The sequence below is a fragment of the Candidatus Symbiopectobacterium sp. NZEC151 genome (assembly GCF_025962655.1).
In the GTDB taxonomy this organism is placed as follows: Bacteria; Pseudomonadota; Gammaproteobacteria; order Enterobacterales; family Enterobacteriaceae; genus Symbiopectobacterium.
In genome coordinates this window covers 134,919-149,323 of sequence record NZ_JAGFPE010000006.1, presented here as the reverse complement: position 1 = coordinate 149,323, position 14,405 = coordinate 134,919, and the positions used below count along the sequence as shown (strand labels likewise).

Annotated in this window: 14 protein-coding genes; 9 read left to right on the top strand and 5 right to left on the bottom strand. The window is 49.6% G+C overall.

What is annotated here, in order from left to right; translation table 11 throughout:
- Positions 1-5 precede the first annotated feature (5 nt).
- From J5067_RS17810 to J5067_RS17795, 4 genes are all read left to right on the top strand, one after another.
- The gene (locus tag J5067_RS17810; RefSeq protein ID WP_264645204.1) at positions 6-983 is read left to right on the top strand and encodes an ABC transporter permease; all 978 of its coding nucleotides are present in this window, start codon (positions 6-8) and stop codon (positions 981-983) included.
- Entirely contained in the window at positions 983-1,816 is an 834-nt protein-coding gene (locus J5067_RS17805; protein WP_264645203.1) for an ABC transporter permease, read from the top strand. Before J5067_RS17810 ends, J5067_RS17805 begins: the two co-directional genes overlap by 1 nt.
- Complete coding sequence (locus J5067_RS17800) at positions 1,813-3,429, top strand: ABC transporter ATP-binding protein (RefSeq protein WP_264651670.1); 1,617 nt, start codon at positions 1,813-1,815, stop codon at positions 3,427-3,429. Before J5067_RS17805 ends, J5067_RS17800 begins: the two co-directional genes overlap by 4 nt.
- 102 nt (positions 3,430-3,531) lie before the next feature.
- Positions 3,532-3,936, top strand: a complete 405-nt coding sequence (locus J5067_RS17795) for a nuclear transport factor 2 family protein (protein WP_264651669.1) — start codon at positions 3,532-3,534, stop codon at positions 3,934-3,936.
- Between the two features lie 124 nt (positions 3,937-4,060).
- On the opposite strand, the gene eamB is transcribed toward J5067_RS17795, so the two are convergent.
- Positions 4,061-4,648, bottom strand: coding sequence for a cysteine/O-acetylserine transporter (eamB, locus tag J5067_RS17790; protein WP_264651668.1), 588 nt, complete (start codon positions 4,646-4,648; stop codon positions 4,061-4,063).
- Positions 4,649-4,753: 105 nt separating this feature from the next.
- Here eamB and J5067_RS17785 point away from each other — a divergent pair, with 105 nt between their 5' ends.
- Positions 4,754-5,629, top strand: a complete 876-nt coding sequence (locus tag J5067_RS17785; protein ID WP_264651728.1) for a LysR family transcriptional regulator — start codon at positions 4,754-4,756, stop codon at positions 5,627-5,629.
- A 66-nt stretch (positions 5,630-5,695) separates the two neighbouring features.
- Here the strand turns inward: J5067_RS17785 and J5067_RS17780 are convergent, their stop codons facing one another.
- Positions 5,696-6,256: a nucleotidyltransferase family protein gene (locus tag J5067_RS17780; RefSeq protein ID WP_264627541.1), complete on the bottom strand. Its 561-nt coding sequence runs from the start codon at positions 6,254-6,256 to the stop codon at positions 5,696-5,698.
- Between the two features lie 324 nt (positions 6,257-6,580).
- Between J5067_RS17780 and J5067_RS17775 the strand changes: the two genes are divergently transcribed.
- From J5067_RS17775 to J5067_RS17760, 4 genes are all read left to right on the top strand, one after another.
- Positions 6,581-6,922, top strand: coding sequence for a type II toxin-antitoxin system PrlF family antitoxin (locus J5067_RS17775; RefSeq protein WP_264627537.1), 342 nt, complete (start codon positions 6,581-6,583; stop codon positions 6,920-6,922).
- Between the two features lie 23 nt (positions 6,923-6,945).
- Positions 6,946-7,434 carry a type II toxin-antitoxin system YhaV family toxin gene (locus J5067_RS17770; RefSeq protein ID WP_264651667.1) on the top strand — a complete coding sequence of 163 codons (489 nt, stop codon included), beginning with the start codon at positions 6,946-6,948 and terminating at the stop codon, positions 7,432-7,434.
- A 673-nt stretch (positions 7,435-8,107) separates the two neighbouring features.
- Positions 8,108-9,934, top strand: a complete 1,827-nt coding sequence (locus J5067_RS17765; RefSeq protein ID WP_264627539.1) for a hypothetical protein — start codon at positions 8,108-8,110, stop codon at positions 9,932-9,934.
- A 496-nt stretch (positions 9,935-10,430) separates the two neighbouring features.
- Positions 10,431-11,159: a PAS and helix-turn-helix domain-containing protein gene (locus J5067_RS17760; RefSeq protein WP_264627540.1), complete on the top strand. Its 729-nt coding sequence runs from the start codon at positions 10,431-10,433 to the stop codon at positions 11,157-11,159.
- 343 nt (positions 11,160-11,502) lie between these two features.
- On the opposite strand, the gene ahpF is transcribed toward J5067_RS17760, so the two are convergent.
- From ahpF to J5067_RS17745, 3 genes are all read right to left on the bottom strand, one after another.
- On the bottom strand, positions 11,503-13,062 hold the full coding sequence (gene ahpF / locus J5067_RS17755; RefSeq protein WP_264651666.1) for an alkyl hydroperoxide reductase subunit F: 1,560 nt from the start codon (positions 13,060-13,062) through the stop codon (positions 11,503-11,505).
- Between the two features lie 205 nt (positions 13,063-13,267).
- Complete coding sequence (gene ahpC, locus J5067_RS17750) at positions 13,268-13,831, bottom strand: alkyl hydroperoxide reductase subunit C (protein WP_264624372.1); 564 nt, start codon at positions 13,829-13,831, stop codon at positions 13,268-13,270.
- A 94-nt stretch (positions 13,832-13,925) separates the two neighbouring features.
- Positions 13,926-14,339, bottom strand: coding sequence for a HEAT repeat domain-containing protein (locus J5067_RS17745; protein ID WP_264651665.1), 414 nt, complete (start codon positions 14,337-14,339; stop codon positions 13,926-13,928).
- Between the last annotated feature and the right edge of the window lie 66 nt (positions 14,340-14,405).

Sequence of the window (14,405 nt, the reverse complement as noted above, 5' to 3'; positions counted from 1 at the left end):
CACCGATGAGGCTGTTACTGCTGAGCGGTCGCCGCTTGGCAGCAGCGCTACCCGCGCTGCTGTTGATTCTGGTCGGGTTGTTTCTGCTACTGCAACTGGCACCGGGCGATACCGTTGATGCGCTGGTGGCACAGGTCGGCGGTGCCGACCCCACCATGATTGAGGAACTGCGCCGCTACTATGCGCTCGATCAATCTACCTCGGTACGGCTGTGGGACTATCTGTGGCGGCTGGCGCACCTCGATCTCGGGCAGTCGGCCATTTACGGCAAACCGGTCGCCAGTGTGATTGCTGAGCGTTTGCCTGTCACGCTGCTGCTGATGGGGACCTCACTCGCTTTTGCCATCCCGGTCGGGATGGTGCTGGGCATTGTGTCTGCCCGGCGGGTTAACCGCTGGCAGGACACGGTGATCTCCCTGTTGGGCCTGATCTGCTACGCCACGCCCTCATTCTGGTTCGGGCTGATGGGCATCTTCCTGTTTTCCATCTACCTCGATTGGCTCCCTTCCGGCGGTTTTGAAACCATCGCCAGCGGGCTGACGGGCTGGGCCAGAGTGCTGGATATCGCCCACCATCTGGTGCTGCCGACGTTAACACTGGCACTGATTTTTCTGGCGATTTATCTGCGCATTATGCGCGCATCGATGCTGGAAGTGTCGACGCTGGATTTTGTGCGTACCGCCCGTGCCAAAGGCGTGCCGGAGACGCGCATCGTGGTACGCCACGTGCTGCGTAATGCGCTGTTGCCGCTGGTGACGCTGATTGGGTTGCAAACCGGCACCATGCTGGGCGGGTCGGTCGTGGTAGAGAGCGTGTTCGCTCTGCCAGGGCTGGGACGCTTGGCCTATGAGTCGGTGATGCAGCGTGACTTGAACACCCTGCTCGGCATTGTGTTTGTCTCTGCGCTGTTAGTGATAGCAATCAATTTTCTGGTGGACCTGCTGTATGCCCGGTTGGACCCCCGTATTGCAGGTGAAGGCTGATGGTGAACTTTTTTAAACGCTATGCGCGCAGCCCGAGCGCGCTGTTTGGTTTGATCCTGTTGGTGCTGGTGATCGGCATGGCGCTCTCCGCGGGCTGGTTTTTCCCGGCCGATCCGCTGCGCTTGGCTGGGCGTCCGTTGCAGTGGCCACTGCATAACGCCCGCTTCCTGTTCGGCACCGACCATACCGGGCGCGATATTGCTGCGCAGATCTTCCACGGCGCGCGCGTCTCTCTCACCATTGGCGTGGTGGCGACAGCGATCGCCATCGTCATTGGCATCGTGGTAGGCGCGTTGGCCGGTTTTTACGGCGGCGTGGTAGACGACATGCTGATGCGCTTGACCGAAGCGTTTCAGATCCTGCCTAACTTCTTGTTGCTGCTGGTGTTGGTGGCGGTATTTGGTTCTACGCTGTCAACGGTGATTCTGGCGATTGGCGTGGTCTCCTGGCCGCCTGCGGCGCGGTTGACGCGGGCCGAGTTTCTGTCACTGCGCCACCGCGAGTTTGTGCAAGCGGTGCGCTCATTGGGGATGCGTGACATGCCCATCGTGTTCAGAGAGATTTTGCCTAACGCACTGCCGCCCATCGTGGTGTACGCCAGTGTGATCATGGCGGTGGCGATTCTCTTGGAGAGCGCGCTGGCGTTCCTGAACTTGTCCGATCCCAACGTGCCGTCGTGGGGCAACCTGATTGGTGGTGGACGCAGCGTATTGCGACAGGAATGGTACGTTTCTGCCATTCCCGGCGTGGCTATCTTATTGACCGTGCTCGCTGTCTCTCTGGTGGGACAGGGGCTGAATGATGCATTGAACCCAAGGCTGAGAAACCGATGAGCGTACTGTTATCCATTAATCATCTCAGCGTGGCGTTGCCGCCGGATGCCGATCGCCCCTGGGCGTTGCGCGACCTGTCGCTGGACTTACGCTATAACGAAATTTTGTGCGTGGTAGGCGAGAGCGGATCGGGCAAATCCATGACCGCCAGCGCCATTATGGGTTTGCTGCCGGAGCGGGTACAACCGACACAGGGCAGCATTACCTTTGAAGGGCGTGACCTGCTGCAACTTACGCAAGAAGAGCTCCGTCAGTGGCGCGGTGCGCGTATCGGCATGATTTTTCAGGACCCGATGACGGCGCTTAATCCGCTGCACCGGGTAGGTGACCAAATTGCCGAAATGTTTCTTATCCATCGCCCCAAACTGACCAAGCAGGACGTGGACGCGCGCGTGCTGCGCTTGCTGGAAGATGTGCATATTCCCGAACCGACCGCCACGGTGCGTGCCTATCCGCACCAGCTTTCTGGCGGCCAACGCCAGCGCGTGATGATCGCGATGGCGCTGGCGCTCGAACCGCTGGTGCTGATCGCGGATGAACCGACGACCGCGCTGGATGTGACCACACAGGCACAGATTCTGCGCTTGATTCGTGAGTTACAGCAGCGGCGCGGTACCTCAGTACTGTTCATTACCCATGATTTCGGGGTAGTGGCTGATATTGCCGATCGCGTGGCGGTAATGCGCCACGGTGAACTGGTGGAGCAAGGCCCGGCGGCGCAAGTGTTGTATGCACCACGCCATGAATATACCCGTTCGCTGATTGCCGCTGTGCCGTCGCTGCATCCGGCGCTGCCGCGTCCGACGCAGGAACAGTCCGCGCTGCTCACCTTGAAAAACATCAATAAAACCTTCCGCGAGCCGGGGCTGTTTCGTCGTCGCCAGCGGCAGGTGGCTGCGGTGCAGGATGTCAGCCTGACGCTGCCACAGGGCAGTACGCTGGGTATTGTCGGTGAAAGCGGCTCCGGCAAATCGACGCTGGCGCGCTGCATCGTGCGGTTATATCAGCCGGATTCCGGCGAAATTCACTTTGACGGGCACGATCTGGCCCAACTGAAATCTCGCGCGCTGCGTGAACAGAGCCGGGATATTCAGATGGTGTTTCAGGATCCGTTTGCCTCGTTGAACCCGCGTCAAACGGTGGGCGAAATCGCTGCCAAAGGGCTGTTGATTCGCGGTGTGCCGCGCGCGCAGGCGCTGGAGAAGGTCAAAGCGTTGTTTGCGCTGGTGGGATTGGACGCTGGCGCGATACACCGTTATCCCCATGAATTCTCCGGCGGCCAGCGTCAGCGCATTGGTTTGGCGCGTGCACTGGCGGTGGAACCGAAGATTCTGGTGGCTGATGAACCGGTATCGGCGTTAGACGTCTCTGTGCAAGCGCAGGTGCTGGCGCTGCTAGCGGATTTACGGCAACGTCTGGGCTTGTCGCTGATTTTTATCACCCACGATCTGCGCGTGGCAGCACAAGTGTGCGATCGCATTATCGTGATGAAATCCGGCAAGATTGTGGAGCAAGGGCCAACCTATCAGGTGTATCAGCAGCCGCAGCATGCCTATACCCGGCAACTGCTGGAGGCGATTCCGGGGCGTGAGTGGCAGGTGTCGGCGGCGTGATAGCCATAATATCCCTGTGCTGAGATGAATAACCGGATCTGATCATGCGGGTGACTTGGTGATAGAGTAAACACGGACAGTCACTTAGCAGGATAGATTTGCATGCACTCACATCCGTTACGCCACATCATTGAATCCTGTGATGTGGCGATCTCCAAGAGAGACTTTGACTCACTGATGGATCACTATTCTGAAGACGCCGCGCTGGTGGTTAAGCCAGGCATGATCGTGAAAGGAAAAGAGAACATCAGGAAAGCCTTTATTGCCATCTCTGATTACTTTCAGGATCAACTTGTCGTGAAACAGGGCGAAATGCAGGTCATTGAAGGTGGCGGAAATGCGCTGGTTATTATGGAAACATTGCTCCGTTTCCCCGACGGACAAGGTGGGACGGTAGAGACAACGCGTCGTGCTACCTATGTCTTTCGCCAGGAAAGCGATAACCGTTGGCTGTGCACCATCGACAACTCTTACGGTACCGATCTATTGAATGCGGAAATCGTCTAAAGCGGTTGCTTGAATTACCGCGCCTGCTATCTCGAAACGCTCGACGAACGGAAGGATGATGTTCGACGCTATGAAGCTTTTGGGTTTCGTCATCTCCCTGAACGGCTGGGCAATTCAGAATGCGTCAGAAAAACATCCGGGCGGCACAGTAAACCAGCAACAAAGCCAGCACCAGATTGACCACCTGACCATGCCTGCGGAAAAGCGACTGGAACAGATGCCCCGCCAGCGCCCAGACCAGATTTCCCACACAGCCAATCACCGCCAAAAGGATGCTGACTGCCGTTACCCAAAAAATATCCTGTGTATAGGGTAAAACGAATGCAGACAAGGCGGTGATACCGTAAAGAATGATCTTAACGTTAGCAAATTGCAGCCAAAAACTTACCCAAAAACTGAGAGGGTGCCCGCTGCCGTTTGCTGTGGTTGGCGCATGGGTCGCAATGCGCCATGCCAGCCAGAGGATATATCCCGCACCGATCCAGACCAGCCATCGGGTTAATGAAGGAAGAAGGCTAATCAGCGTAAAGGTAAACGCGCCGCAGGCAAGCATAAGCACTAGAAACCCCGCGCTCATGCCCATCAACACGCGAATACTGCGGCGCAGGCCATACTGATTTACCGAGCTAAGCGCCAGGATGTTGTTGGGGCCGGGGGTCAATGCAGTAATCAATGTGTAGGTTAAAAACCCACTGATAATGGTTGATGTCACTTGTGATCTCCTTAGTCCTGCCGCATATTATCCGCCCAGAAACATTCAAAAAAGCGAATGTTTTCAATGTCAGATTTTCAATATTTCGATATGTTTGGGAGCTGTATGGATCTGCGTCGCTTCATTACCTTCAAAACGGTGGTTGAGGAGGGCTCTTTTGCACAAGCCGCCCGGAAACTGTGCTGTACCCAATCGACCATTACTTTTCAGATCCAGCAGTTAGAACAGGAACTGGCGTACCCGGTTTTTGAGAAAGTGGGTCGCCGTATGGTATTAACACCTGCCGGGAAATTACTGCTGCCAAGGGTGAGGGAACTGACGCGTGTACTGGACGGGATCCGTCAGATTTCTTCCCGTGAGGAAGATATCGCCGGGGATTTGCGGATCATGGTAGGGGAAACGCTGCTGGCCTATAAAATGCCGGACGTTCTCCGGTTATTCAGGGAAAAAGCGCCAAAAGTTCGTCTGTCGCTTCAGTCGGTTAACTGCTATGTCATTCGTGATTCTCTGCTGGCTGACCATACGGATCTGGGCGTTTTTTATCGCGTCGGAAATGATGATGCGCTGCACATGGAATATTTCGGGCAACAGGAGCTGGTGCTTGTTGCATCCCCGCAGCTTCAGCACGTCGATTTTACGCAAAGGGAGCAGCACATTCCGGTCAGCTTCATTATCAATGAGCCTCAGTGTGTGTTCAGACAAATTTTTGAGTCTGCGCTTCGCGAGAGAAAGATAACGCTTGAGAACACCATTGAACTCTGGAGCATTGAGAGCATAAAGCAATGTGTGGCCAGTAATCTGGGGATTTCGTTTTTGCCACGTTTCAGTGTGTTGCGGGAACTGGCATCGGGCGAGTTGCAGGAGCTGCCATTTTCCGAGACTCCGCCATCGATTACTGCGCTTTGTGCCTATCATGCAGGCAGAACGGTGAGCCCTGCGATGAACATGTTCATTGACTGCATGCACCAGTGTCTGGATTAAAATATCGGCCTCAACCGTCAATAAGTAATGAGTAAATAATGATAATTCCGCATTCACCTGTTGTGATTAGGCGGGAGCGATAAGCTGCAACAGGGGATAACGCTCCATCCACCGTTTTGCAACGACGCGTTGCCTGAAAACAGCTAACTTGTCATGCTCAAAAGGCGGCGTCGGTCGTAGACGCAGTTCAAACAGATCGTCGAGCCCATAGGGCGCTAGAATCTCAATAATATTGTTATCTCCCACTCTGGCGGCGACAGCCGTTGCGGTCTCAGGCCAATACAGCAGCGCATTTTCTGTTGAGCGATAAGGAGCATTACCGTTACGTTGATGCATTCTGGCTTGATTCTTCACCGACCAGTTGAACTCAGGTGTTTGTTGACCCAGTTTCTCTTGCAGGTCGCGATCGTAAGCCGGATCATCGCGTTCGGCATCGAACCAGACAACATCCACATCACCCGATACCGGCCTTTGCCCATACCCGTGCCGGTGATCCCACACGGCATCCCGCACAAACCCAGCGCCGATCCAGCCATCACGCAGTGTTAACCCCCGCGCAGCGCGCAGAGCCTTCATTCTTATCGGGTCGTTTAATAATAACTGCTGCAATGTCTCCTGATAGTTCATCATTCTCTCTCTTAGGAAAATGGTCGTAGCGGTTTGTATCGGCCTGAGGGGAGAAAGAGTACCAGCGTTCTTGATGCCAGTGCCTTATTGTTAGATGAACGAACGTTACGTTTGTTGCTCATGCATAGCAGACCTGATGCCCAGCAGTCCGACCGTTTGGTGCTGCAATGGTCATTACCACTGTGTGTCAATCAACGGGGAGCAGGTTAACCGTCGGTTCAAAGTCTGTTTTTAGTAAGATTAATGCATTTGCATTGTGCAATGCATCTGCATTACAATTGTCGTGCTCATCCGAGTAAGCGCAACTTATGCAGGGTTCAATCAATGACTATTCAAATTAATACGGCGGACGTGTCACTGCGCGCTGAGTCTCGACTCACCGAACGCAGCCAGACAACGATTCCGGCAGCAATACGCGATGCTTTGCATCTCAAGCCCGGTGAGTACATTAAGTACACCTTGCTTGCAGGCGGCAAAGTCATCATGTCCCGACAGGAAGAAGAACAGGATGACCCTGTTGTATCGCAGTTTCTGACTTTTCTCGAAAACGACATGAAGAAAAACCCACAGAACATTCACCCTGTACCGGTGGCTTTCTGGGAAAGCATCAAAGCATTAACTGCTGGAGTTGAGGTCGATTTAGACGCGCCGCTTACTGATGACTAACTAAAAAAGCAAGGCGGTGAGACATGGAGTATTTAGCAGTAAATGGTTGGAAAATCTGCTTTCATTCATGCTTTTTGCAGCAGATTGCAGAACTTGCCCAAAAGGTTACTGAGTTAAAGGCCGCAAAGCCCAGCGAATACCTTGGCAAGAAGGAAACAAAGCTCCTACATGCGATTGAGCGTGTGATTGAGGAATGGATAGCAGCCGACCCCCTCAACGCGCAATACCGTCAGGGAGACACTTTAGGCGATGAATTCAAACATTGGTTCCGCGCAAAGTTCTTGTCGCAGTTCCGTTTGTTCTATCGTTGCAGCGCGGAGCATAAGATTATCATTATCGGTTGGGTAAACGATTTCGATACGCTTCGCGCTTACGGTTCAAAGACAGACGCCTATAAGGTGTTTGCAGGGATGTTAAAAGCAGGCGAACCGCCAGATGACTGGGAGAAACTTCTCAGCGAGGCAAAAGCAGCCACTGCCACATCGTCTATTCCAGGTTTCCTGGGAAAATAAACCTAACGCAGGGCCAGTGATGGTGTGACCTGTCCCTGTGATGAATCATCAGAGAGTAGAGCACCCACCTTACTCGTGATTGCGAAGCATCCCTGCGATCGCCGAAACCAGAATAGAATAGAAGCGGCTTGCTGCCGCTCAAATGTGTAGGGTATAGTCTGTTGGTTGCCGCAAGATCGGTAACCGAGTATCTCACCCCGTGTAACTGACTGGCGGCACCCGGCGCGCTACGCGTCTTTTTTATGTCATAGCCTTAGCGCACCTATTTTTACCGTATCTATCCGTACTGAATCAATGGTTGCTCAAGCGGAGGTAGCCTTTGGACTGGCTCCACGACACTAGATAAAAAATATCCTTACGGCGAGGGCTGTTCAAAGACCCCGGGATTGACGCCTCCGAGAGTTCCCCTTCTTATCGAAACTGCTCATATCTGAGGGGATTTATATTCATTTGGACTAACGTATGTTCAAAGGCTATCAATATATTCAATTTTATATCAGGAACTCATTAGGTTAGAAATGGCGTCCAAGCTTATTATCTCTATAAAAACAATATGGAGTCTGATTGGTTTCAAAAATTTTAAAGATTAAATATATTGAATGAATGATGTTATTCATATATTTTGAATTGATAGCGATTTGATTTTAACAATATAAATATTTATGGATAAAATATGAAAGAAAAAGAATATATACCAACATCTTTCTTCTTTGATTCAAAAAAATGGTCAGAGGTTTTCGATCTTAAAGAAAGAAATACATCTAGCCTTTTTAATGATGGTTTAATTATTGGGGAGTTACTGAGAGAAATTGACCAAAAATGCGCGAGATTAGTTAAGGTTATTAATGGGGTCTCAGAGCACGAGATCATGGTTTATCAACAAAATTTGATTCTTAATTTATTCCTAGATAGTGAAAATGGCCGTTTCACGGAAAACCTTGATTCTTTATTGGAAACTATTCATGAATCGAGTCAATTATGTATAAAAATATCAGATCAAAAGGTTGTAAGATATAAACAAAAAGATATATATCATGAATTATACAGCTTAGCTTCCAAAAGGATTTATTTGCAAAATCAATGGGAGAAGATAACAAAATCAAATTGGACATTTAAAAATAACGAGGATGGGATCATACTATCCCCTAGTGATTGTGATGTTGACTTTGGCGAGAAAATTGCCGTTCAACGATTCAAAGATCATTTGTTACAATTATTGCATGGAGCATATCGTGATGGAGGATTTGTTGATCCAAAAATAAAATTTATGCCAAGTGATATTCTCATTACAAATGATAGGTTTAATATCATTTATGATGAACCTGATGAGGATACTTCCATTCAGCATCAATTGATACTAAATCAACACCCATTTTACTATAGAGGTTATGAAAATATTCCTTTAAATGATTTTCAACATTTGACATTGTTTGATGTGCGGTATTTTTGGATTGTTTTTATTAGATTGTCAACTTGTATAATCAAGTGTTTTTTAAAAAAAGGAAGATTTAATCAGCCCGTAATTTTTTCTAAAGATGAATTAGTTAATATTTTAACGTATTGTATAAATATTAGCAAATTAAAAGCCGAGCAATTAGTTGAACTTCATACTAACAGTAAGCGTAAATTATCTGATTTTTATCTCAAGCCAATTTATGAGATAGATGGGAGTTATTATATTAGTTTGGGTGTTTTCATGGGAGGGCAAATTACTAGAGTTATTGATGAAGTAGTAAAAACTCAACTAAATATAAAAGAGCTGAAAAAGGGGAAGTTCTTTGAAAAGTTTTTCGCAAAGCTAATAGCTGATCAGATTTATAATAACAAAATACTACAGACAGGGTTTTGCCGTGTGTTGGCTCTCGGGTTTAAGCAGTCAAAGGGGAAAGAAAATGAAGAAATAGATATTATTATAAGGATCGGTGAAACTTATCTTTTGATAGAGGCAAAGTCGTTTATCTACAGAACAGGTGTTATGGGGTATCATAATAATTTAAATGAGATGAAAGGTTCAAATGCCAAACAAAAGATAAATTTCTTCCTTTCTGAGTATGATCGATTTAGAGAAATTCATGATAAAAATGCTATATTTGACCTGAAGCCAGAAAATGTCATTTTTTGCTACTTGTCCAGTGTACCTCATGCGGCAGGAATAAAAATCAACAATATGCCCGTAGTTGATTCATCTATACTGGAGCGCTACTTTTGCCAAGGTAATTTTGAAATGAGGAATAAGGATGGTGAATTAAAAACCTTTGATTTTTACACCTCATTTGACGAAGCGGAAAGAAACTTAAAAAGATACTTAAATAACCCTCCTCAATTAGAACGGCTAAGAAGCAGTTTTAGTTATGTGAAATCCAACCAAATGATGAATTTAAATGGTATGAATGTTTCTTTTCAAGAAGCCTTGTTCAATCTTAACGAAGAAAATGAGCTTCAAACTGTTTCCAGTTTATGGCTTCTCGCTGACTCTTGGCACAATGTTCTTGCTGAGTGATATGACAGATTTTACGACACTTCTCACCGGAATAACGCAAAGTGCCAGAAACGGGGTTGGCAATCACCAGATCACCTGTGATTGCGAAGCATCCCCGAGATCGTAGAAAATTGGTCTGTAGCTACCTGCGATTAAGGCAAGGGATTGTTGACGTTGCAAAGACAAACCAGCACTTAAGGTAGCCAGCGAAGGTGAATGATGTTGGCGTTCGCCTTCGCTGTGTAAGTGGCTTAACGACGGAGTACGTTGAGAGCATAGTACCCAAAATTATAGCGAGTTGTTTTAATTGTTTGGAATTGTGCGGTAAAAAAGAGATTATTCTGAAATATATTGTTTGTTGTGATAAGACGTGCAGGAAAATCATCGGCATCGTAAGAAGTTTAACGATAAAAAACACCATCCAACAACAGTAATTAAACGGGAATCTGTTATTGATATAATTTGTTCTTCAGATGTGATAATTACGATTTATTTTATCTCAAAGGGAGAACAGATTATGCCAGATTCTCAGAAAAATACACGTCAAGATATCATTATTCCGAAAATGTTGACACGTTCATTGGACCTTTTGCCTGACCCTTATTGTATTCGTACGCCAGACGGTCCGGTTTTGTATTCCAACCTCGCGTTCGCTAAATTAGCGGGGTTAAGATCGACAAGTGAAATTATAGACCGCTATGATTATGAAATTCCGTCTTGTCTGTTTGAAAACGGAGATACCTTGGAGGAATGGCGTGTGCAGGACAGGAACCTGGTTGCCACCCGCAAGCCTCAGGTCATGCTGGAGTTGCACCCTCAAGCTGTCGATATGCCTTATATTTGTCGTAAAGTTCCCTTTTATGATGAAGAGAATCGGTGTATCGGTGCATTCCATTCCTTGAAATACTTAGAGGTGTTTACACCCAACGATTTTGTTAAGGGTAAACTGCCCGGTTCATTACTGCTTAATAAACCAGACGATGTGTTTACCGAAAAAGAGTGTGAAATTATTTTCTTCCGGTTGCAAGGGATGAGCTGTAAAGATATTGCCTCTGCGCTTTTCATTTCAGCACGTACGGTTGAGAACCGATTGGCAGCGATGTACGCTAAAGCGGGTGTTAGCCATCAGGATGATTTTAAGCTCTTCTGTGAAAAGATAAATTTGCACCGTTATGTACCGAAACGCATCATGACTTATAAGAAAATAGGTTTCAAAAAAGATTATGAGCAGGATTTAGAGGCGTGATGTGTACAGAACCGTCGTAGTCGATGACAAACCAAAAATTGTCATCGGCTATCTTCACATTAAGTGATTTTTACTCCCTCAATGAAGTAATTTCTCCACTCTACTTATCCGCCTCCCTCAGTTATATTTCTCTTCGAAACACCGATAAAAATATAATTCTTTTTTTTGAAAGCCGATAACATCAGGGGTGACCAGCCAAGATATCAGGCTGGTCTTTTTCTAAGGCAGGTTTATTCAAGACTAATAGACCCGCTGAGGTGGGATTGGACGCCTCAGCGGGTGTGTTGCGAAGAACCAGCGAGCCTGCAAGCACGACACATTGCACGGTACTCGCCAATGCGCGTTACGCGGACCGAATCAAATAATCAAACGCACTCAGCGACGCTTTCGCACCTTCACCGGTGGCGATGATGATTTGTTTGTAAGGCACGGTGGTGCAGTCACCGGCGGCAAATACGCCTTTAACGGTGGTTTCGCATTTGGCATCGATGATGATTTCGCCCATGCGGTTGCGCTCCACGCTGCCTTCCAGCCATTGGGTGTTCGGCAGCAAACCGATCTGCACGAAGATCCCTTCCAGCGCTAACGAATGTTGCGTATCGTCGACACGATTAAGGTAGCTCAGGCCTGTCACTTTCTGTCCGTCGCCTTTCACTTCCGTGGTCTGTGCGCTAAGAATGATATCAACGTTCGGCAGGCTGCGTACTTTTGCCTGCAACACCGAGTCCGCTTTCAGCTCGGGCGCAAATTCCAGCAGGGTAACGTGCTTCACCACGCCCGCCAGATCGATAGCCGCTTCCACGCCGGAGTTGCCCCCGCCAATGACGGCAACATGCTTGCCTTTGAACAGCGGGCCATCGCAGTGTGGGCAATAGGTCACCCCACGCGTACGGTACTGATCTTCGCCAGGCACGTTCATGTTGCGCCAGCGTGCGCCCGTGGCAAGGATGATGCTGCGGGCTTTCAGCGTTGCGCCGGAGGCGGTTTCAATCTGGTGCAGTTCGCCGGGCGCTTTGGCCGGGATCAGCTTGCTGGCCGTTTGCAGGTCAATCACATCTACATCGTAGTCATCAACGTGGCTTTTCAGTGCGGTAGCCAGTTTGGCACCTTCGGTTTTTGGTACGGAGATGTAGTTTTCGATATCCACGGTATCCAGCACCTGGCCGCCAAAACGCTCGCCCATCAGGCCGGTGCGGATGCCTTTACGTGCGGAATACACCGCTGCCGCTGCGCCTGCCGGGCCGCTGCCAATAATCAGCACATCGTAAGCGGCGCGCGCGTTGAGCTTGGCCGCTTGTTTGTCACTGGCACCGGTATCGAGTTTCGCGATGATTTCACCCAGGCTCATGCGGCCCTGGCTGAAGTGTTCACCATTCAGGAAAATGGTGGGCACCCCCATCACGTTGCGATCCTGCACTTCCTGTTGGAAGACGCCGCCGTCAATCGCGGTGTGGGTAATGTTGGGATTCAGGATCGCCATCAGGTTCAGTGCCTGAACCACGTCCGGGCAGTTGTGGCATGACAGCGAATAGAAGGTTTCAAAATGATAGCTGCCGTCGATGTCACGCACCTGCTCCAGCAGTTCCTGCGTCTCTTTCGCCGGATGACCGCCGGTTTGCAGCAGTGCCAGCACCAGCGAAGTAAATTCGTGGCCCATCGGTGAACCGGCGAAACGCGGACCGCTGTGGGAGCCGGGATTGGTTATCTGAAATGAGGGCTTACGCTCTGCGCTGGCGTAATCTTCTTTGAAGGTCACCTGCGGTGATAAGCTCGCGATATCTGTCAGTAACGCGCGAATTTCAGCGGATTTAGCCGAGTCGTCCAGCGCGGCGATTAACTCGACAGGTTTGGTTAATTTTTCCAGATAGGCGGCTAACTGGTTTTTCAGATTGTTGTCGAGCATGGGTCATCCTTACGTGGTGCGACAAAGCGGAGGGAATCAGACGACTGTCAGTGCCTGCTGTTAGGCAAAGTGCGGCGATGGGGTCGTAGCGGCGTAAGCCGCCGGAGTGCCCCACGGCGTGATTTGCCGGGAAACTCGGATGTACCGAAAAGGCCAGTCGTCAGTCTTAATCGGGTGCGGGGCACCCGATAACGCGCGGCAAAAATCAGATCTTGCCAACCAGATCCAGAGACGGTGCCAGCGTGGCTTCGCCTTCCTGCCATTTGGCCGGGCACACTTCGCCGGGGTGGGAAGCAACGTACTGTGCCGCTTTTACTTTGCGCAGCAGGTCAGAGGCGTCACGGCCAATGCCTTCGGCGGTGATTTCTACGGCCTGGATGATGCCTTGCGGGTCAACGATAAAGGTGCCGCGGTCGGCCAGACCTTGATCTTCACGCATGTTTTCAAAGTTACGCGTCAGTTGGCCTGTCGGGTCACCGATCATGGTGTATTGGATTTTAGCGATGGTATCAGAGCTGCTGTGCCAGGCTTTGTGCGTGAAATGGGTGTCGGTGGACACGGAGTAGATTTCTACGCCCAGTTTCTTGAATTCTGCATAGTGGTCAGCCACGTCGCCCAGTTCGGTCGGGCAAACGAAGGTGAAGTCAGCCGGATAGAAGAAGAACACGCTCCATTTGCCTTCGATGTCCCTTTCGGTGACTTCGACAAATTTTCCGTCTTTGAATGCTTGGTTTTTGAAAGGTTTGACTTGCGTGTTAATGACAGACATCACGTTATCCTCATGTGTTGGTATGAGACATAAGGTACAAAAGTGTGATCGTTATCGCTAATGCGTTGTCTGTATCGAATCAATAAGTCATACCTTACAACGCGCTGGCAACATCGCGTCGATTGGCGATAAATGCGTTGGCTGCGGCCAGCACCCGTTCATCCTCACTGTGCTGTGCAAGGTGAGCGATATAGCGCAGATCGTTCTCATCGATGTGCATCAACCCTAATGCGCCGATGGCGTGAATCTGGATATCCGTGTTCGGCGTGCGTATCAGATGATACAGCGCTTTTTTGATGGCGTTGTCGTTGCCGTGGCCTTTGAACAGGCCGATGACATTCATCGCTTCTTTGCGCAGCGGCGTCTCTTGTGCCTTGTCGAGGGCGATGCACAGAAAGAAATCGCATAGCTCTGCGTCAAGATTCTGATTAAAACTGCGCAGATAGGCGATCTGCTCTTTCGGGGAGAGGGCAAGGTAGTCACTGATGATCTTTTCACTTCTACGCATTATTACACCCGTTGCCATAGGTTTTTCTTATTGGTTTTGACGCACGCATCCCTGGGTGGTTTGCGT